The organism is Rhodococcus sp. MT28 (genome assembly GCF_058792695.1).
In genome coordinates this window covers 257,054-277,292 of the sequence record NZ_JBXAFD010000001.1, presented here as the reverse complement: position 1 = coordinate 277,292, position 20,239 = coordinate 257,054, and the positions used below count along the sequence as shown (strand labels likewise).

Below are 20,239 nucleotides of genomic sequence, written 5' to 3'. Positions count from 1 at the left end.
CACTAGGCGAAGATTGCGGCGCGGTGAACACCGCCCCAACATCGACCTGGGTTTCTCGACGGTAGCGTGATCAAGATCATGTCAATCGTCGCATTCGGCGGTATTCGTGTGTCCCACAGGTGGTTTCATGATGACCGGGTGGTCTGTTTCTGAGACCTTCACGAAGACGACGACGGGCGCGTACCGGTGACCGTGAAGTCACAGGTACGCGCCCGTAGTGCGGCGCGAGACTAGGCGCTGCCGTTGAACAGCGAAGTCACAGAACCGTTCTCGAAAACTTCCTTGATGGTGCGAGCGAGCAGCGGTGCGATGGACAGCACCGTCAGCGTCGGGAACTTCTTCGACTCGTCGATCGGAAGTGTGTTGGTGACAACAACTTCCTTCGCGCCACACGTCGACAGACGCTCGGCCGCAGGGTCGGAGAGGACGCCGTGGGTTGCAGCGATGACGACGTCACCTGCACCGGCCTCCTTGAGCACCTTGACCGCGCCGGCGATGGTTCCGCCGGTGTCGATCATGTCGTCGATCAGGATGCAGGTGCGACCTTCGACCTCACCGACGACGCGGTTGGACTTGACCTGGTTGGGTACCAACGGGTCGCGCGTCTTGTGAATGAATGCCAGCGGTGCACCGCCGAGCGAGTCGGCCCACTTCTCGGCGACACGAACGCGGCCCGAGTCGGGGGACACCACCGTGATGTTCTCGAGGTTGTAGCCCGCGCGAATGTGGTTGGCCAACTGGCTGTGTGCGTGCATGTGATCGACGGGGCCGTCGAAAAAGCCCTGGATCTGATCGGTATGCAGGTCGACCGTGATGATGCGATCGGCGCCGGCGGTCTTGAGCAGGTCGGCAATCAGGCGAGCGGAGATCGGCTCGCGTCCGCGATGCTTCTTGTCCTGGCGGGCGTACGGGTAGAACGGAAGAACGGCGGTGATGCGCTTTGCCGATCCACGCTTGAGAGCGTCGATCATGATGAGCTGCTCCATCACCCACGTGTTCAGCGGTGCCGGATGACTCTGCAGGACGAACGCATCGGAGCCGCGAACCGACTCTTCGAATCGAACGAAGATCTCACCGTTCGCGAAGTCGCGCGCGGTCTGCGGGGTGACGCGGATGTCGAGTTCCTTCGCCACCTGCTCCGCCAACTCGGGATGTGCGCGACCCGAGAACAACATCAGGTTCTTCTGGTTGTCGATCCAATTCGCAGTCACTGGTTCATGCCGTCCTTTTGTACTTGCCGGTCGATCTGGTGGTGATCTGTGCTGTCTGTTGTGCAGGGCTGTCAGGTTGTTGCAGGGCCGTCAGGTTGTGCAGCTGCTGCAGCGGCATCGGCCGCGGGTGTGCCGGGACGATTCTTCTGGACCCAGCCCTCGATGTTGCGCTGCACCCCACCCGAGACGGCGAGCGCCCCAGGCGGTACGTCGTTCTTCAAGACCGTGCCCGCACCCGTGTATGCGCCGTCTCCCACGACGAGAGGGGCGACGAACATGGTGTCGGAGCCTGTTCGGACATGCGACCCCACCACAGTACGGCTCTTGTTCACCCCGTCGTAATTGACGAAGACGCTCGAAGCTCCGATATTGCTGTGATGGCCGATGGTGGCGTCGCCGACGTAGGTAAGATGCGGAATCTTCGAATGCTCGCCGATATCCGCGTTCTTGGTTTCCACGTAAGCGCCGATCTTGCCGTGTGCCCCGAGGCGGGTACCAGGCCGGAGATAGGCGAAGGGGCCCACAGTCGCGTCCGCGCCGACAACGGAGTCGGTCCCGTGCGAGCGGACGACTACTGCGCGCTCACCGACGGTCACGTTGTCCAAGGTGGTATCCGGGCCGATCACGGCGTCTTCGCCCACCGAGGTCGTGCCGGTCAACTGAACTCCGGGCAGGAGCGTCACGTCCTGTGCGACGTGCACGTCGCAATCTATCCATGTGCTCGCAGGATCGACGACGGTGACGCCGGCACGCATCCACTTCTCGAGGATCCGACGGTTCATCTCGCGGGCGAGCGTCGAGAGCTGCACGCGATCGTTGGCGCCCGCGACGAGAACCGAATCCGCGATGTGCTGAGCACGAACACGCTTGCCCGCGCGACGGGCGATCATGATCACATCGGTGAGATAGAACTCGTGTTGTGCGTTGTTGGAGTCGAGGGACGCCAGCGCGTCGCGCAGAGTTTCGAAGTCGAAGGCGTAGACCCCTGAATTGACCTCGGTGATCGAGCGCTGCGAATCGGTGGCTTCCTTCTCCTCGACTATGGCGTTCACCTCGCCGTCCGTCGTACGAAGGATTCGCCCGTAGCCGGTGGGGTCGACGGCCGTCGACGTCAACACCGTCACCGCGGCCGCGGGAGCAGCCGTGTGCTGGGCGAGGAGGTCTGCGATGGTCTTTCCGTCGAGCAGAGGCACGTCGGCGGCTGTGACGAGTACGGTCCCGGAGAAGTCGGCCGGCAACCCCTCGAGCCCACAACTGACAGCGTGCCCGGTGCCCTTCTGCTCGTCCTGAACAGCGACGGTGACGGAACGGTCCAGTTCCCCGGCGACTGCGTTCACGGCTTCGGTGACACGCTCACGATCGTGACCGACGACGGTCACCAGGTGCGTGGGATTCAGTGAGGTTGCCGCGTGAAGCGAATGTGCCAGCATGCTGCGTCCGGCGAGAGTGTGGAGGACCTTGGGAGTCTTCGACTTCATTCGTGTACCGGCACCCGCTGCGAGAACGATCACGGCGGTCTGCACTGGTTTGAGCTCCCTCTGTCGATCAAACTGTCGATCAAGACATACATTCCGCTCGGGAAAGCATGTTGTTCACCAGCTCCGCCGCCAGGACTCGAACCTGAACTATCTGAACCAAAATCAGAGGTGCTGCCATTACACCACGGCGGATTGCCACGCATTGCCGAGCCTTGCGGCCGAACGCGCGAAAGAATAATCGCATGCCGACCCGCCGTAGGTCGAACCGCTCCTCCGATCGGGCCCCTGAAGTCCCGATAGGCTGAGCGTCCACAGCAGTAATTTGTGTGTCGGCGAGAGGAAGACAATGGCGACGGTGTCCGGTTCGGGTGGCGGGGATCCAGTTCCCGAACGAGTGACACGGATCCGGATGACCGGTACCCAACGTCGGCAACAGCTGATCGAGATCGGGCGGGCATTGTTCGCCGAACGGGGATACGAAGCGACCTCGATCGAGGAGATCGCCCAGCGCGCGAACGTGTCCAAGCCTGTCGTGTACGAGCACTTCGGCGGCAAGGAGGGGCTGTACGCCGTCGTAGTGGACCGGGAGATGTCGCGACTCCTCGAGATGATCACGTCTTCGCTCTCACAAAATCGCTCGAGAGTTCGAGTCGAGCGGGTTGCGTTGGCTTTGCTCACCTACGTGGAAGAGCACACCGACGGATTTCGGATACTCGTGCGCGATTCGTCCGTTGTCGCGCCCAGTGGGACATATTCGAGCCTCCTCAACGACGCGATCAGTCAGGTGGGCTACCTGTTGGCGGGGGACTTCTCCAGACGCGGTTTCGACCCCGGACTAGCAACGATGTACGCACAGGCGCTTGTCGGCATGGTGTCCACTACGGCTACTTGGTGGCTCGACGAACGGACTCCGTCGAAGGAAGTTGTCGCCGCTCACCTCGTGAATTTGTGTTGGAATGGGCTGACGAATCTGGAAGCCGATCCACAATTGGAGGGTTAACCAGGCGCGCCTGCCGCGCAGAGATGGATCGCGGTCTAAGCTGTGTTCGCTGTATCACGATCGTTTGATGGGCAAATGTCTCATTTGTTTGCAGGGTGGGTTGAATGCCGAACCGTGCCATCCATTTTGACGCTGTGAACGGGTAAGACCAAGAATTCGTTCGATGTGTGGTGATTGGAGGCCGGATCGATGGTGAGGCAAGAGCGGGCAGAAGCCACCCGTGATTCGGTGCTGCGCGGAGCAGCGGGTGTGTTCTTGCGCCTGGGCTATGCCAATGCCAGCTTGAGCGAGATCATCGCCGAGTCGCAGGTGACGAAAGGCGCCCTGTACTTCCATTTCGGGTCCAAGGAAGAACTCGCGCGGGCGGTGATAGACGAGGGTTCGGCACGTTTCGACGCAAAATGTGAGCTCTGGTTGGACCGTCGAACTCCCGCACTCGAGTCACTGATCGGTATTTCGTCGGTCATCGTCGACATCGGTGCGCATGACGCCATGGTTAGAGCGACGTTCCGCTTGTTGGTCGAGATCGGGGACTACCGGGGCTCCGGGCCGGCGACTCTGGACGTGTGGCTCGACATTTACCGTGAACTTGCCAGCCGTGCCGCCGACGAGGGTGATCTGCGTTCGGACGCGGATTCTGCTGACATTGCTCGTTTCCTGTTGGAAGTTGCGTCGGGAGTTCGGCTGATGGCAGCCGCGACCGGGACCGTTCGTGAGCTTTCGGACTCCATGAAGGCATCGTGGAATCTGATACTTCCGATCGTGGTCCCGGAATCGAAAGTGGAGTACTTCAGGCAATTCGCGGCCCGTCGCCTTGCCAGTGATCACTGAAATCACTGGCTCTCCGCACTGCTCCTTTGGTCAATTTGCTGCAAATGTCCTGGTAGGGACATTGTTCTCTTTGTTCTGCATTCGAAACAAACTGAGAGTATGTTTATAGTGTTGATGGGAATCTGGAAGTCCGATCTTGCCGTCAATCTTCGGATTGCGGTATGTTCTATCGGTAGCTGAAGAATTGCTGAGAATGAAGGTTTGTCAGGGCAGGGTGACGGCGTCGGCGCACCGGGCAGCATAGGGGGCTGCCCGGCGTGTACGACCCCAGATGGGGAGTCGACAGATGGGTGACACTGCGCCGACGCCGATGCTCGACATCGGCCCGCGGATCGGCTGTGACGTAGTGAACGTCGTGGATGTCACTCGAAGTATCGAACTCTTCGGGCGGAGGTATCTCGATCGGACCTTCACCCCGCACGAATTGCAGACGTGCGCCGGGCCGGCGCGGGATCAACGATTGGCTGCACGTTTCGCCGCCAAAGAGGCTGTGGTGAAGGTACTGCGGCCTGGTGACGTTCCCGTTCCGTGGAGTTCCATCGAAATCACTCGGGCCGAGTGGGGTGGCTGTGGGGTGACACTGTCCGGTAATGCCGCGGAACTCGCGCGGGCCCAGGATCTGCACGATTTTCAAGTATCTATCTCGCACGAAGCGGACGTGGCCATCGCAATGGTGATCGCAACACGCTCGGGCGCTCGCATCGAAAAGAAGGACGACATCGCTGATGATTGATCAGGCAATTCGGAAAGTGCTCGTCGAGCACGGTCGGCTGGCAGTCGACGTGAGCACGATCGACGGAGAGGCCGATCTTTACGAGTTGGGTTTGACGTCGCACGCGAGCGTGAATGTCATGTTGGCGCTGGAGGATTCGTTCGACATCGAGTTCCCTGACGAGTTGTTGCGGAAGAGTACTTTCGCAAGCGTCAAGGCGATCGAGGGTGCGTTGACGGAGTTGGGTGCTGCATGAACGCTCCGCAATCGCAGTGCTCCACCGGAACGGCCCTCGAGCGGGCCGCACGGTTGGCCGACGAAGTTGCAGCGGTGTGGGCCGACGAAGTCGATGCAGAAGCAAGGTTTCCGCGTGAAGCTGTCGACGCCATGCGAAGCGAACGGCTGCTGTCCGTAGCTGTGCCGAGGGAACTAGGCGGCGAAGGGCTCTCGCTGCAGGAAGTGTCGCAGATCGCCCGTGTGATCGGAACGCGCTGTGCAGCAAGCGGAATGATTTTCGCGATGCATCAGACGCAGATATACTCGTTGGTCAAGCACGGCAACACCGAAGCACTACGCGAGTTTGTCGAAGAAACGGTCGACAAGCAATTGCTGTTGGCATCGGCAACCACTGAGCTGGGAATCGGTGGTGACGTCAGCCGGAGTTACTGCGCGGTGGAAGACTTGGGCGGTCACCTGCTGTTGATCAAGAACGCGCCTGTCATTTCGTACGGTGAACACTCCGACGCGATAGTCGTGACGGCTCGGCGAACACCGGAGAGTCAGCCGAACGATCAGGTTCTCGTGGTGTGTCGTACCCCAGACCTGACGCTCGAACGCACCACCGAGTGGAACACGCTGGGGCTGAGGGGTACTTGCAGTCTCGGTTACATCCTTCGGGCCACCTCGACGCCGGAGATGGTCGCCGGCGTACCGTATTCCGATATCTCCACCCACACCATGCTTCCGGTCTCGCACGTCGTCTGGAGTTCGGTGTGGTTGGGAATTGCCGACGCTGCAGTCGAGAAGGCGCGCAAGTACGTGCGTGCCGCCGCCCGCAAGCAGCCCGGGGTCACTTCCCCCGGAGCGCTGCGGCTCGCCGAAGTTGCCGCTTCGGCACAACAATTCGCCGATCTCGTCGGCGCCTCTGCGCGCAGGTACGACCGCGCAGTCCATGCGGAGGAAGGCGTTGCCGATTTCGAGGCGACGGGAGCGGTGGGATTTTCGCTCGCGATGAACAACCTGAAAGTCACAGCGTCGACAGCGGTGGTGGAAATCGTGGGGCAGACAATGTTGATCTGTGGAATCTCGGGATATCGCGAGGACACCGAATTTTCGCTCGGTCGGCACCTTCGTGACGCGCACGGCGCAGCGGTGATGGTGAACAACGATCGAATCATGGCAGGTTCAGCGCACATGGCCATCGGATACCGGGGAACGCTATGACGAACGAGACTGTGACGACCGAGACTGTGACAGGCGAGACCGATCTGGATCGGGCCCGGGCTGCATTTCAACGTGAACTGCTCGTCGAAGGACTTCTCGTCGAGACGGAGGTGCCGGGACTCTACGGGCGTTCCGGCGTGTTCGAGGACATCGTCGACGGTATCGACCGAGTGGTGATTGCAGCGGGGCCAGGCGACGCCGCGACTCGGCTGCGGTTCCCGCCGGTGTTCCCGCGGAGCAGTTTCGAGCGCACCGACTACATCGCTTCGTTTCCCAACCTCACCGGCGCCATCAACACCTTCGCTGGTTCCAATCGCGATCACGCGCGACTGCTGGCCGATCGCGCCGACGGACAATCGTGGGACCGCCACCTCGAGCCGACCGAGACCATGCTCGTGTCCGCAGCGTGCCATCCTGCCTATGCGCGGTATACCGGAGTTCTCCCCGAAGGCGGAGTGCTGCTGGACATCTACGGTTTTTGCTTCCGGCACGAACCGGCGATCGATCCGGCTCGCATGCAAGCGTTTCGGATGCACGAGTTCGTGACGATCGGTGACGCCGCGGCAGCGCGAGCGCATCGCGAGCATTGGATCGAGCGGGGGCTCGAGGTGCTCGGCCGGCTCGAACTCGACGCTACCCCGGTGATCGCCAATGATCCTTTCTTCGGGCGCGCCGGAAAGATGCTTGCAGCCAACCAGCGTGAAGAGAATCTCAAGACGGAACTGACAGTTCGGCTCTACGGAGATCTCGACGAGGGCACGGCGATCGTGTCCTCGAACAACCATCTCGACCATTTCGGTGTCAACTTCGACATCCGAACGGCGGAGGGGGAGGTGGCACACAGCTCGTGCGTCGGCTTCGGGATGGAGCGAATCGCGTTGTCCTTGTTGCGGACTCATGGTCTTGACGTGGCTGCATGGCCAACCTCCGTTCGTGAACGAATGGGCATCTGATGTCACGGCTGATCGACATTTCACCTGATCGCTACCGGCCCCATTCGTTGCACCAGGACGACCGCGTGTGGGCGCAGACCAACTGCTACACGGATCTGTGGATCGAAGTGTTGCATTCGCTGGGATTGGACCCCGTCCCGGCATTGGCATGTGCCTTCTCATCGCGGTTCGACGGGACTCAGTGGACGTTCCTCAAGCTCAAGGCCGAGGACATCTACGCGCTGTACGGAATCGAAGTCGCCGAGATGAACGTCTGGCGGGCACCGCTGATCCACGTCGAGGACAACCTCGCGGTTGGGATGCTGTCGACGGTTGAAGTGGACGGATACTGGCTTCCCGACACTCTTGGAACGAGTTATCACGAGGGGCACACCAAGACCACGATCGTGCCCAATCGGATCGATCGCGTTGCCGGCGAGCTCGAGTACTTTCACAACAGCGGGTACTACTTGCTGCGAGGCGACGATTTCTCCGGCGTCTTCGATCTCGATCGTTCCTCACTTCCTTCGTTCGTGCCCTACGTCGAACAGATCAGGTTGAATCCGGTTCACGCGACCAACGCCGGAAACATCGCCGAAGTGGCTCGGCGGAATGTAGCGGTTCGAGCGGTGGGTAATCCCGTGCGAGAGCTGGGACGCAAGGTGATCGACGACCTCGAATGGGTGCAGGGGGCGGGTATGGATGCCTTTCACCTCTGGTCCTTCGGGCTACTTCGTCAGTGCGGGGCCAGCGCGGAGCTGGCCGCCGACGCCAGCGAGTTCTTGGACACTGCAGGTTTCTCCGGGACAGGCGAAGCTGCGCCAGATTTCCGCAAAGTGGCATCCGGTGCCAAGAGCGTGCAGTTTCAGATGGCGCGTGCCTCCAGGGGCCGCGCGGTGGACCCGCGTGAGCAACTCGACGAGATGGCCGTGTCGTGGAAGAGGGCGATGGAAATCGTTGCCGACACAGTCGGCGTCGACTCGCATCGACACCTGAGGTTGGTCTGACAGTGCCACGTTCGTCAGCAGACCTGCTGGCCGGCGCGATATGGCGATGCGCTGCAACCGAACCCGGATCCATATCTGACCCGGATGCCCTCGAAGCCGTGACCGAGTGGGTCGCAGCGTCCGTGCCTGGAACAGTCGTCGGTGCGTTACGTGCGGCGCAAACGGACGCCGGACGCACAAAGTCCGTTTCGTCGTCTGTTTCAGAATCATCCGTTTCATCGTCGGACTGGTGGTTCGTGACTACCGTGGCCACGACTGGTGAGGGGTCGTGGCTGCTCCAGTTCGACGGTATGACGGCGTTTGCGGATGTCTGGATCGGCGGTGTCCGTGTCGCGTCCACTGAATCCATGTTCGCACCTGGGGAAGTGAGCATTCCGGCCGGAGTCGGCGCTGGTAAACGTGTCCAGGTGGCTGTTCATTTTCATTCTCTCTCCGCGATTTTGAGATCGAGGCGTCCTCGAGGACGTTGGCGCTCGTCGATGGTCCGTGAGCAGGGCCTTCGGTGGATCCGAACCACGATGCTCGGTATGGCTCCCGTGTTCAGTGGTGTGCCGGTACCGGTGGGTCCGTGGCGGGGTATCCGCTTGTTGGACAAGGGGATTGTCGCCGTAGTCTCTGCTGTCAAGCATGCGAGTGTTGACGGCACAACCGGTCGCGTTGCCGTCAGTGCTCGGCTCACCGGATTGCCGGCCTCGCTGGAGTACGTGACCGTGCGTGTCGGCGAACACTCGCGGCAATTGGCTGTATCCGCCGGACCGGATGGATTTCTCGAGGTGTCCGGCGTCGTCGAAGTGCCGGAAGCGAAGTTGTGGTGGCCGCACACTCATGGCACCCCGCGCACTTATCCGGTGACGATGGAAGCGGTCGGAGTCTCCGAGCATCTCGGTTCAGTTGGCTTCCGGACGGTGGAGGTCGACAGATCCGATGGTGGATTCCGTTTGTATGTCAACGGCATCCGGGTGTACTGCCGTGGTTCGGTGTGGGTGCCGACCGACCCGATCTCGCTTCAAGGCGACGCCGGCACCACTCGCGTCTTGGAACGCCTGGCAGAGGCCGGCCTGAACATGATTCGAATCCCGGGGACGATGGTCTACGAGAGCGACCACTTCTGGGAGGAATGCGCGCGACTGGGCATTCTCGTGTGGCAGGACATGATGTTGGCGACGCTCGATCCGCCCGACACCGACGAATTCTTCGAACTCGTTGCCTCCGAGGTCACCGAGTTCTTGTACAGAGTGCGCGGAAATCCCGCTTTGGCAGTCTTCTGCGGCGGCAGCGAGACCGAACAGCAGCCGACCATGCTGGGCTTGGTCGATCAACACATCCCGCTCATTCATTCGAGACTGCCGGAGTTGATCTCGACGGTGGCACCCGAACTCGAGTACGTGACGTCGTCCCCCTCGGCGCCTCGCGGGGGCGAGCAATTGGCAACGCATGTCGGAAGCGGGGTCGCTCACTACTTCGGGGTGGGTGCCTATCGTCGTCCACTGGCCGACGTGCTCAGCGCGCGAGTACGTTTTGCGACCGAATCATTGGCATTTTCGATTCCACCGTCGAATGCCGTGATCGAGAACGAATTCGGTTCACTCGCCGTCGCGGGGCACCACCCGGCATGGAAAGCCGCGGTGCCTAGGGACAACGGATCGTCGTGGGATTTCGAAGATGTTCGGGACCACTACGTCTACGCGCTTTTCGGTGAAGACGCTCGTGAAGTCCGGTGGTCCGACCCGGAACGCTATCTCGACCTGGGGCGAGCAGCTGTATGTGAGGCGTTCGCATCGACGCTCGGATACTGGCGTCGCCCGGACTCTCGGTGCGACGGCGCCTTGACACTCGCACTGCGAGACCTGGAGCCCGGACCGGGATGGGGGGTCCTCGATTGGAGCGGCAGCCCCAAAGCTCCGTGGTTCGTGCTCCGTAGGAGCGCCAAACCGATTGCGCTCCTCGTCACGGACGACGGTATGGACGGATTGAGGCTCGACGCGATCAACGAGACCGCCGAACCTGTCGTCGGCGAGATCAGGTTTCGAGCGCACAGTCGGTCAGGTGTCGTCCCGGTCGACGTCGCGCTACCGGTCAAGGTGGAAGCGCATTCAAGTCTGACCTGGTCCGTGGACAGCCTTGTCGGCCGTTTCACCGACCTCACTCACGTCTTTCGGTTCGGGGCGCGGACATACGACGCCGTCACCGTCACACTCGAGGACGAAGACGGCGAGATGGTGGACGAAGTGGTCCACCTCCTGGGTGGCTCGGCGCGGCCTCGCGAGCGATCGGTCGGACTTGTTGCCACAGCGCGCAACGTCGGTGACTCGGAGTGGGTAGTCGACGTCTCGACGGATGCTTCAGCCCAATACGTTGCCCTCGAACTGCAGGGCTTCGAGCCCGAAGACTCCTGGTTCCACCTCGCGCCGAACGGTCGCAGGACTGTACGCCTACGGAGAACCGGTCAGGCGACGAAAGTGATCGGTCGCGTTCGGGCGCTCAACTCGCACGTGAGTGTGGCCGTGGCGCCGCCGATCACTCCGGTCACACAATCCTCGCCGTCCAAGCGGACGTCGAAGAAGACGAGTGCTACGGGAAACTGAACGGATCGGACTGCGCTGCGAGATCGCACACCGATAGAATCGAACCGGCGCACAACTCTGCCTCGGTGGGGATATTGCGCTCGGGCTGTGCGTCCGCAACCCGTCATTACTGTTCAGGAGCGCGTTCGTTGACTTCCTTGTCCTCTGCCCAGACTGCGCTCGCTGGACTCGCCGAGGTCGCCCTCGCAGATGCCGCGTTCACTCCGGTGATCGAATCCATCGGCTCGGCCGCCTTGGACATCGTGGCTCCGAAGCCGGCTCGGCCGTTCATCGCCGCTGCACTCGCCGCTCGCACGCCGGTGCTGCTGGTGACGGCCACCGGTCGTGAAGCCGACGATCTGACTTCGGAACTCACCGAGATGCTCGGTGGAGGCGTGGCGCAGTTTCCGTCGTGGGAAACATTGCCGCACGAGCGACTGTCGCCGAGCGCGGATACCGTTGGGCGACGGGTGGAGGTACTGCGCAGACTCGCCAGACCAGACGACGCCTCGTACGGATCGCCTCTTCGGGTGATCGTCACCACGGTGCGCTCTCTCGTTCAGCCGATGGCACCAGGCCTGGGCGAGATAGAACCGATCACGTTGCGCGTCGGCACCGAGATCGATTTCGATTCCGTTCTGGTTCGTCTGGTGGAGATGGCGTACAGCCGCGTCGACATGGTGGGAAAGCGTGGTGAGTTCGCGGTCCGTGGTGGCATTCTCGACCTGTTCTCGCCGACGGCGGATCATCCGGTCCGTATCGAATTCTGGGGTGACGAGGTATCGGAGCTTCGCTACTTCTCAGTTGCCGATCAGCGTTCGCTAGCGGACGTCGACGTCGATTCCGTGATCGCGCCGCCGTGTCGTGAACTGATTTTGACAGCTGATGTTCGTGATCGAGCTGCCGCACTCGCTGCTGAGAACCAGGCTGACGCGTCGTTGGTCGAGATGCTGGACAAGATCTCGGCAGGTATCCCCGTCGAGGGGATGGAAGCTCTGCTCCCGGTTCTCAAACCCGGTGAACTGCAGCTACTTTCCGATGTACTTCCTGAAGGGGCGCACATTCTTCTGTGTGATCCGGAAAAGGTGCGCACCCGCGCCACCGACCTGGTGCGCACCGGCCAGGAATTCTTGGAAGCATCGTGGACGGCGGCGTCGATCGGCGGCGCTGCACCGCTCGACACGTCGATCCTCAACGGCGGAGGAGTCGATCTCGGTGCCTCCGCGTACCGGTCGCTTCGTCATGTTCGCGAATCTGCCGAAGCTGCCGGCAGACCCTGGTGGACAGTCAGCCCGCTGGCGTCGGGAAACGGTGAAGAACTCGAACTCCCGGTGCATGCGGCACCGCAGGTGCGCGGTTCCGACGACCTGTTGGCCGAGCTGTTCGTCAGCCTTCGGGCGCACGTGAGCACGGGCGGTCGCGCGGCGATCGTGGTGGCAGGTGCCGGAACCGCAAGCCGCGTCGTGGAGCGACTCGGTGAAGCCGAAGTGCCCGCCAAGATGCTCGATGCCGGCGTTACCCCCGCCCGTGGACAGGTCGCGGTGCTCCGCGGATCACTGCATGACGGACTGGTACTCGCCGGCGACGACTCGACGCCTGGGATGGTGATCGTCACCGAGTCCGATCTGACCGGCAACCGCGTTGCCGCGGTCGGCGACGGAAAGCGCTTGCCGGCCAAGCGCCGCAATCAGGTTGATCCCCTCGCGCTGTCGGCAGGGGACATGGTCGTGCATGATCAGCACGGTATCGGCCGGTTCGTCGAAATGGTCGAACGCACCATCGGTGGGGCGCGTCGTGAATACCTGGTCATCGAATACGCGCCGAGCAAGCGCGGTCACCCGGGCGATCGTCTGTTCGTCCCGATGGAATCGCTCGATCAACTCTCCCGATACGTCGGTGGAGAGTTGCCGGCGCTGAGCAAGCTCGGTGGATCCGACTGGGCAAACACAAAGCGTAAGGCCCGCAAGGCAGTTCGTGAGATCGCGGGCGAGCTGGTTCAGCTCTACGCAGCGCGTCAGGCTGCTCCCGGGCATGCGTTCGGCCCGGACACACCGTGGCAGAAGGAACTCGAAGACGCATTCGCGTTCACCGAGACGATCGACCAGTTGACCGTTATCAGTGAGGTCAAGGCCGACATGGAGAAGCCGGTTCCGATGGACCGGGTGGTCATCGGTGACGTCGGGTACGGCAAGACGGAGATCGCCGTCCGCGCCGCGTTCAAGGCAGTGCAGGACGGCAAGCAGGTGGCGGTGCTGGTGCCGACGACTCTGCTTGCACAGCAACATCTTCAGACCTTCACCGAACGAATGTCGTCGTTCCCGGTGAAGGTGCGAGGGCTGTCCCGGTTCACCGACGCCAAGGACTCGAAGGAAATCATCGCCGGCATGGCGGAAGGTGAGATCGACATCGTCGTCGGTACTCACCGGTTGCTGCAGACCGGTATTCGCTGGAAGGACCTCGGGCTTGTGATCGTCGACGAGGAACAGCGATTCGGAGTCGAGCACAAGGAACACATCAAGGCGCTACGCACCCACGTCGACGTCCTGACGATGTCGGCTACCCCGATTCCTCGTACTCTCGAGATGAGCATGGCCGGGATCCGTGAAATGTCCACGATCCTCACACCGCCGGAAGAACGTCATCCTATCCTCACGTACGTCGGCGCGTATGCGGACAAGCAGGTTGCCGCGGCCATCCGGCGTGAACTTCTGCGCGACGGTCAGGTCTTCTACGTTCACAACCGTGTCAGCTCGATCGACAAGGCAGCCAAGAAGATCCGCGAACTCGTCCCGGAGGCTCGCGTCGTCGTCGCGCACGGTCAGATGAACGAGGACACTCTCGAAAAGACCGTGCAAGGATTCTGGGAACGCGACTTCGACGTGTTGGTCTGTACCACGATCATCGAAACCGGTCTGGACATCTCGAACGCGAACACACTGATCGTCGAACGCGCGGATTCGCTGGGCCTCTCGCAGTTGCATCAGCTTCGCGGACGCGTCGGGCGTAGTCGTGAACGTGGATACGCCTATTTCCTGTACCCGGCCGAAAAGCCTTTGACGGAAACGGCATACGACCGACTGGCAACGATTTCGCAGAATTCGGACCTCGGCGCGGGTATGGCCGTCGCGATGAAGGACCTCGAAATCCGTGGAGCCGGAAACGTTCTGGGCGCAGAGCAGTCCGGCCACGTCGCGGGGGTCGGGTTCGATCTGTACGTCAGGCTGGTCGGTGAGGCGGTCGAAGCCTTCCGGGCTGCAGCCGACGGCAAACCGATCACAATGGACGAGGGCACGAAGGAAGTCCGGATCGACCTACCGGTGGACGCGCACATCCCGCCCGACTACGTCACCAGTGACAGGCTCAGGTTGGAGGGGTACCGCAAGCTCGCTGCGGCAACTGATTCCGACGGCATCGCTGCCGTAGTCGAAGAACTGGTCGATCGCTACGGCCCACTGCCCGAAGAGGTTCGACGGCTGATCTCGGTGGCCAAGCTTCGACTGCTCTGCCGCGAGTATCAACTGGAGGAAGTCGCCGTCACCGGAACTCAGCTCAAGATCTCGCCTATGTCACTGCCCGATTCCAAACAGATCAGGCTCAAGAGGATCTATCCGAGCGCGCAGTACCGGGCAACGACCGGGCTCGTGCAACTCCCGCTGCCTCGCACCGGCGGAGTCGGCTCGGATCGCCTGCGGGACGTCGAATTGCTCCAGTACATCGCGGACTTCATCCTGGCGATTGACGGGCGCGCCGCCGGTGCCGTCCTGGTCGAGGCGTGAGCACACGGTGAACGAGATATCAGATGGCGACCACCAGCCGACTGTGGTCGTGCTCGACCCGTTTCGCCCCATGTCCGTTCCAATTGATGCCTTGACTGCCCTCGCCGGTCCTGTCGAGATTGCCGAAGATGTGCCATCGCAGGTTCGGGACCGATTTGCCGAGTCTGTACCCGGCGCCCGGGTATTGGTGACGACCGACCGCGAGTGTGAGGCGGCGCGCAGCAGGCTCGAGGATGGTGCACGTTTGATTGCCGCTGAAAGCGTGAAGGGCGACGGACTCGTCGCAGCGAGTGCGTTGATGGACCGGATGTGGAGTTTTGGCGGCTGGGAGGTTGCTCAGACTCACGAGAGCTTGTCGAACTACCTCCTGGAAGAGACGTATGAGGTGCTCGATGCGATTCTGGCCGGCGACCGCGAGGCGCTGAACGAGGAACTCGGTGACCTTTTGTTGCAGGTGTTGTTTCATGCACGGATAGCGGAGTGCGAGCCAACTGCACCGCCAGTCGACATAGACACGATTGCCGGCGCATTGGTGGCGAAACTCTGCCACCGGAGCCCACACCTGGCCGGCGAACCGTCGGAGTCGGTCGACATTGCGGCGCAGGAGCGAGCATGGGATCAGCGAAAGGCGGAGGAGAAGTCGCGTGCCTCAGAGCTCGACGGCATTGCACAAAGCCAACCCGCAGCGATGCTGGCTGAGCAGTATGTGAAGAGGGCTGTCCGTGGAGGGTTCCCCGAGGACCTGGTACCGGTTGAGTTGCGGGACGCGGTTGCGCGGTCCCTTGACGCCGACGAGGCTCTTCGCCTCGAGGCTCAGCGCTTTGCTGAACACTTTCGTGATGCGGAGTCGATGATTCAGTCGTCGGCGAGAAATTCGGTGAATGTGCAGGGCGAGGAGCCTTCTGCTCGTTCGACCGCACGGTGGGCTGATGCTTGGCGAATTCGGCGGCTCCCGTGATTTGATTGCCGTTCTGTAGCTGAGTGGAAGGTCACCTGAGTTCGAGGCTGCGAAATAAACAAACTCAAGGTATGTTTATCTCCAGACAAGCAAACCGTGCCGCTCTACGTGCAGGGTTGGGGGTACCAACCGTTGGTTCGGTACAGGTCAAGCGAGAGGCGAGCCAGTCTTCGTCGGACGGTGGGGCGTTCGGCGGTTGGCCAACTATTTGCTTGAAGCCAAAGGTTCACCGTTTTTGATATCTGGCGGGGGACGCAACCGGGGAGACAGAGGACCAATGAGCGTGGACACAACTGACCGCATCCAGATATCCGAGCAGGAGCATGCACCGGCTTCACAGCGTCCCTCTGTGACGGTGGTGGTGCCGGCGATGAATGAGGCGAAAAATCTGCCTTACGTTGCAGAACGGATGCCTGACGGAATCGATGAGATCGTTTTCGTCGATGGCCATTCGGTCGATGATTCGGTGGATGTTGCCAAGCGGTTGTGGCCGAAGGCGACGATCGTAACGCAGACGAGACGAGGGAAAGGCAACGCACTCGCATGTGGATTTCGGGCGGCAACGAGTGACATTGTCGTCATGATCGACGCTGACGGTTCGACGGACCCTGCGGAGATTCCTTTGTTCGTCGATGCGCTTGTGCAGGGGGCCGACTTTGCCAAGGGGACACGGTTTGCGCAAGGAGGGGGGAGCGATGACATCACTTTTTCTCGTAAACTTGGAAACAAAGCACTGAATGGAATCGTAAACATCAAGTTCCGTGCGTCTTTCAGCGACCTATGCTACGGCTACAACGCGTTCTGGCGTCGCCACATACCTGTCATGAACCTGCCGGAGACTGGTACCGCGGAGGCGCAATGGGGCGACGGTTTCGAGATCGAAACCTTGATCAATGTTCGGGTAGCCAATGCAGGACTGAAGATATCCGAAGTGCCGAGCTACGAGCGCGACCGTATCTATGGCGAGAGCAATCTCAACGCAGTACGTGACGGATTTCGAGTACTGCGAACCATCCGGAGTGAGCGTCGGGTTCCGCTACGGGAAGCGGCTCGCGCAAAGTAGTCGGTGACTGGCGAAGGCCCTCCCACCTGTCCGGCGGGAGGGCCTTCCTACGTTCAATCCCCGCACGAGACGATCTCGATGTGCCAACATTGTTGGATGTCGACATTTCGCCTCACCGGTTCGAATCTGCAGTGTCGCTGCGGACATGCAAATGACGCCCACCGGCACTTGCGGTCGGGGAGTGATTGTGGCTTATGTGAATGCACTCGATTTCGCCGCAGCAGTGGTCTCCTGAGCCGAATCACTCAAAGCCTCCGGCGGCACTGAGAGTAGTCGTGAACTCGGGATTCCAAACGTCGTCAAGATTGAATTCTTCATTTCCTTGTGAACCGAGGCGCGAATCCTTGGTCCGATCAACGCGTGATCACCCTGCGAAAGCTGTCGAATCTCGATGGTGCCGAACGCTTTCCGTAGGCGTTGGACTCCGCTGCGACCGCGATTCTCGTTAAACCATTCCTCATCGGTTGGTGATACAAGCACTGTCGTTGCGACGCCTGCTTGGACCAACGGCGCGAGAAGCACCTCTGGGACCTGCACGAGACCAATCCGACCCAATGCGAGCCAGACGCGATACGGCAATCGGTCACGAAGCTTGTCCTTGAACCTGACGGCCCAGTTGTGTGCTCGAAGGGCGAAGGTTCCTCGCGAGCATTCTGCAGGCGCGAGAGACTGGCTTCGCGTGAACTCTAATTGTCGCGTAGTCCACCGAAGGGGGTTGACTAGTATTGCGCGATTTGCTCCGAGTTCTGCGGCAGCGATTGCGGCACTCCACGATCCGGAGCACAAGCCGGCAACTACCAGGTTTTCTGGGCACACGCCAGCGTTTCTGGCCGCCTCTACGCCATCAGCGCGTTGCTCGGGTGTGTAGATGGTGCTGATTTCTCGATCCTGCGCAGCGGTCGTTTCGCCGGTTGAAGTGCGGTCGAAGCGGATAGTCGTGATTCCGTAGCCTGCCAACTCTCTTGCCAACTCAACCCAAAGGCGACTGGGACCGATCCGGTGTTCGGACGCGGTGCCATATAGAACTAGAGTCGGGCCGCCGGGGATGCTCGAGGCCGGCGCTGTGCGGATAGTCAGCATACGGTTCGTGCCGGCGTAGGAGATGTATTCGGTGATCGGGATTTCGAACTGAGAGTTCAACAAGGTCGTGGAATGACGAAGATGTGCGGTGACACTTGTGCGTGGCGAGCGCGTCGAATCGCCAATCCATTGCGCCAGAGAAGACACTGTATGCCAGGGTATTTGGACCGCGAAGTCGGCTGGCTCGATGAAGGGGGCCTGGCCGTCGATGTTCATGTGGTCAGCTGACAGTGATTCTACGAGTTGTCTTACTCGTGCAGTGTCGGCGTGCTCTGGCCGCGACGCAACTAGGACCTTAATTGAAGGGTCGATGGGGAGCGCAGTGAGATTCATACCCGAAAGACGTTGTGCAGCAAGTGGGTGCACCGACATCCCGACGAGCGGGATGAGTGGATCGTCGGCATCGGGGGCCGCTGTGAGCCGATTCAATGCCTTCTGCTGCTGAACGAACGTGCGCCCACGGATGACGGGGTCCCAAAGTACCAGCGTCGTCATATCTCGTATCCTCGACGCCGCGGAAGTTGCGACCAACGCGCCTACTCGCAGCCCGACCAGTGTGATCTCGCGAACTCCGCAGGACTGGAGAAACTCAGCAGCCTCCACGACGCTCGACTCCCATATCTGGACAGCGTCTTCTCGGGTCTGTTCACCGGACGAGTCCCCTGTGCCTAGATAGTCGAACCGAAGGACTAACATGCCCTGCGCGCAAAGTTTTTGAGCCAGGAGCATCAGGCCGCGATAAGAATCGACATGCTCCTTTCCGATCGGAGGGCACAGCACGACCCCTCCGCGTGCTGTGCCCCCAGCCGGAACGTGCAGTGTGCCGAACAGTGGCGAAGCCTCGTTGCCGAACCAAGTCGTGAACTTTCCGCCATCGGTGGCCACATGCGTTGAGGATGCGCTCTTGTTTATCTCGATGGTGTTCCCAGCAGTGCTCGGTGACGCTCCGAAATGACATGTCGAGCTTGCCGGTTCGACGTGACCGCGCGCTAACCGCATCTGAATCCTTCGACATCCGATTGGACTGAGAGGATGTCCTCAGTCGAGAACGTACTCATCGACAGCTGATCTGCCCCAAAACAATCTACAGGTTTGTTTTGGAAATTGCCAGACAGTTGCGGAAAGTTGACTTTCGTCAGCGCTGAACGAGTGTGCTCACGATTGCGAGGTGGTCGGAGCCGGCGATCTCGACGGTATCGAACGTTGTCGCCGTCAGTTCGGGCGGGACGAGAATATGGTCGAGAGCGGCGAATGGCGGCCACGACCAGTTCGCGGGAAAGGTGTTCACGTAGAACCGACCAGCCTGCCTCGCGGCATCCTGCGTTCCACCATGCAGTAAACCTCGAAACTGTCTGTGATCGACGGTTGCGTTGAAGTCGCCGGCGATAACGAGTGGGTTGAGATTCGTGTCCAATAGTGCGCGGATTTGTGCGAGTTCATTGATCCAGTTCGTGGAATCCTGATCTTGTATCGGGGCTGTGATGTGTGTCGCCACCAGGTCGTATTTTCCGCCTTTGAATTCGATTGTTCCTGCGACGCAGGCAAACCCGAACCCTTCCATTTGACGGGGTTCGCTGATCGGGAATCGGCTCCACAGTCCGGTTCCTCGTGCGTCATTGTCTGGCCGGATGACGCTGAACGGGAAGATCCCGGGCATTCCTGCAACTTCCAGTGCGGCCGCAAAGGCCGGGGTCAATTCCTGTACCGCGACAGCGTCGACGTTGTGAAGTCTCGCTGCATCGACGACTGCGTCCACGTCGGCCGCACCCTTTGCGACATTGATCGACATGATTCGCATGGCCTCGCCTGTCCGAGGCGGGGTGACGGGCACCGCGACCTGTGTGCCGATTGCAAACATGATCATCGCCAGCCCGATGATCGAGCCGACCCACTCGCGAGTGGCGAGCAATGTCAGCGTTGCAGGCACCATTGCGAGCGGTAGGTATGGCACTGCGATCACCAGTGAAAGCAGTGCGGGGTTGCGTAGCGGCAAGTATCGAAGGACGAGCAGTCCTGCGCCCACGACGAGGGTGGTCCAGCATGCCCATTTCAGAAACGTCACAACCTCGGTTGTACCGCATCGGTGAAATGATCGCTGGGACGTTACTGGGGTACATTGGTCCACGACAGTCGGCGGGGGAACCGTCAAGTAAATAGCCAAAGAACAGACCGATAGTCTGTCAA

Annotated in this window: 14 protein-coding genes and 1 tRNA gene; 11 read left to right on the top strand and 4 right to left on the bottom strand. The window is 60.9% G+C overall.

Annotated elements, in window-relative coordinates; genetic code table 11:
• Positions 1-230: 230 nt before the first annotated feature.
• From AC1Q6C_RS01255 to AC1Q6C_RS01245, 3 genes are all read right to left on the bottom strand, one after another.
• Entirely contained in the window at positions 231-1,211 is a 981-nt protein-coding gene (locus AC1Q6C_RS01255) for a ribose-phosphate diphosphokinase (protein WP_003946284.1), read from the bottom strand.
• Between the two features lie 71 nt (positions 1,212-1,282).
• Positions 1,283-2,734: a bifunctional UDP-N-acetylglucosamine diphosphorylase/glucosamine-1-phosphate N-acetyltransferase GlmU gene (gene glmU / locus AC1Q6C_RS01250; protein WP_082900777.1), complete on the bottom strand. Its 1,452-nt coding sequence runs from the start codon at positions 2,732-2,734 to the stop codon at positions 1,283-1,285.
• A gap of 76 nt (positions 2,735-2,810) precedes the next feature.
• A tRNA-Gln gene (locus AC1Q6C_RS01245) sits at positions 2,811-2,881 on the bottom strand.
• Between the two features lie 154 nt (positions 2,882-3,035).
• On the opposite strand from AC1Q6C_RS01245, the gene AC1Q6C_RS01240 reads away from it, so the two are divergent.
• From AC1Q6C_RS01240 to AC1Q6C_RS01190, 11 genes are all read left to right on the top strand, one after another.
• The gene (locus AC1Q6C_RS01240; protein ID WP_003946303.1) at positions 3,036-3,689 is read left to right on the top strand and encodes a TetR/AcrR family transcriptional regulator; all 654 of its coding nucleotides are present in this window, start codon (positions 3,036-3,038) and stop codon (positions 3,687-3,689) included.
• Between the two features lie 189 nt (positions 3,690-3,878).
• Positions 3,879-4,520, top strand: a complete 642-nt coding sequence (locus AC1Q6C_RS01235; RefSeq protein WP_003946317.1) for a ScbR family autoregulator-binding transcription factor — start codon at positions 3,879-3,881, stop codon at positions 4,518-4,520.
• A 286-nt stretch (positions 4,521-4,806) separates the two neighbouring features.
• A complete protein-coding gene (locus AC1Q6C_RS01230; RefSeq protein WP_003946314.1) occupies positions 4,807-5,253 on the top strand; it encodes a holo-ACP synthase in 447 nt (148 codons plus the stop codon).
• Positions 5,246-5,488: an acyl carrier protein gene (locus AC1Q6C_RS01225; protein WP_003946296.1), complete on the top strand. Its 243-nt coding sequence runs from the start codon at positions 5,246-5,248 to the stop codon at positions 5,486-5,488. Before AC1Q6C_RS01230 ends, AC1Q6C_RS01225 begins: the two co-directional genes overlap by 8 nt.
• Positions 5,485-6,675: an acyl-CoA dehydrogenase family protein gene (locus AC1Q6C_RS01220; RefSeq protein WP_003946288.1), complete on the top strand. Its 1,191-nt coding sequence runs from the start codon at positions 5,485-5,487 to the stop codon at positions 6,673-6,675. The genes AC1Q6C_RS01225 and AC1Q6C_RS01220 overlap by 4 nt, the downstream gene beginning before the upstream one ends.
• Positions 6,672-7,628: an amino acid--[acyl-carrier-protein] ligase gene (locus tag AC1Q6C_RS01215; RefSeq protein WP_054781160.1), complete on the top strand. Its 957-nt coding sequence runs from the start codon at positions 6,672-6,674 to the stop codon at positions 7,626-7,628. The genes AC1Q6C_RS01220 and AC1Q6C_RS01215 overlap by 4 nt, the downstream gene beginning before the upstream one ends.
• Positions 7,628-8,614, top strand: a complete 987-nt coding sequence (locus AC1Q6C_RS01210) for a DUF1839 family protein (RefSeq protein ID WP_003946304.1) — start codon at positions 7,628-7,630, stop codon at positions 8,612-8,614. The genes AC1Q6C_RS01215 and AC1Q6C_RS01210 overlap by 1 nt, the downstream gene beginning before the upstream one ends.
• Before the next feature lie 2 nt (positions 8,615-8,616).
• Positions 8,617-11,199: a glycosyl hydrolase 2 galactose-binding domain-containing protein gene (locus tag AC1Q6C_RS01205; protein WP_492666337.1), complete on the top strand. Its 2,583-nt coding sequence runs from the start codon at positions 8,617-8,619 to the stop codon at positions 11,197-11,199.
• A gap of 128 nt (positions 11,200-11,327) precedes the next feature.
• Complete coding sequence (gene mfd / locus AC1Q6C_RS01200) at positions 11,328-14,954, top strand: transcription-repair coupling factor (protein ID WP_064444237.1); 3,627 nt, start codon at positions 11,328-11,330, stop codon at positions 14,952-14,954.
• Positions 14,932-15,912, top strand: coding sequence for a nucleoside triphosphate pyrophosphohydrolase (locus AC1Q6C_RS01195; protein WP_116058045.1), 981 nt, complete (start codon positions 14,932-14,934; stop codon positions 15,910-15,912). The genes mfd and AC1Q6C_RS01195 overlap by 23 nt, the downstream gene beginning before the upstream one ends.
• Before the next feature lie 277 nt (positions 15,913-16,189).
• On the top strand, positions 16,190-16,975 hold the full coding sequence (locus AC1Q6C_RS01190) for a glycosyltransferase family 2 protein (RefSeq protein ID WP_064443929.1): 786 nt from the start codon (positions 16,190-16,192) through the stop codon (positions 16,973-16,975).
• A gap of 2,215 nt (positions 16,976-19,190) precedes the next feature.
• On the opposite strand, the gene AC1Q6C_RS01185 is transcribed toward AC1Q6C_RS01190, so the two are convergent.
• Complete coding sequence (locus tag AC1Q6C_RS01185; protein WP_052416977.1) at positions 19,191-20,117, bottom strand: endonuclease/exonuclease/phosphatase family protein; 927 nt, start codon at positions 20,115-20,117, stop codon at positions 19,191-19,193.
• Positions 20,118-20,239 lie beyond the last annotated feature (122 nt).

Excerpts from the sequence above, each read along its gene's own strand:
- AC1Q6C_RS01220 (WP_003946288.1), top strand. The coding sequence starts at position 5,485 with ATGAACGCTCCGCAATCGCAGTGCTCCACCGGAACGGCCCTCGAGCGG.
- AC1Q6C_RS01230 (WP_003946314.1), top strand. The coding sequence starts at position 4,807 with ATGGGTGACACTGCGCCGACGCCGATGCTCGACATCGGCCCGCGGATC.
- AC1Q6C_RS01215 (WP_054781160.1), top strand. The coding sequence starts at position 6,672 with ATGACGAACGAGACTGTGACGACCGAGACTGTGACAGGCGAGACCGAT.
- AC1Q6C_RS01235 (WP_003946317.1), top strand. The coding sequence starts at position 3,879 with ATGGTGAGGCAAGAGCGGGCAGAAGCCACCCGTGATTCGGTGCTGCGC.
- AC1Q6C_RS01210 (WP_003946304.1), top strand. The coding sequence starts at position 7,628 with ATGTCACGGCTGATCGACATTTCACCTGATCGCTACCGGCCCCATTCG.
- AC1Q6C_RS01225 (WP_003946296.1), top strand. The coding sequence starts at position 5,246 with ATGATTGATCAGGCAATTCGGAAAGTGCTCGTCGAGCACGGTCGGCTG.
- AC1Q6C_RS01190 (WP_064443929.1), top strand. The coding sequence starts at position 16,190 with ATGAGCGTGGACACAACTGACCGCATCCAGATATCCGAGCAGGAGCAT.
- AC1Q6C_RS01240 (WP_003946303.1), top strand. The coding sequence starts at position 3,036 with ATGGCGACGGTGTCCGGTTCGGGTGGCGGGGATCCAGTTCCCGAACGA.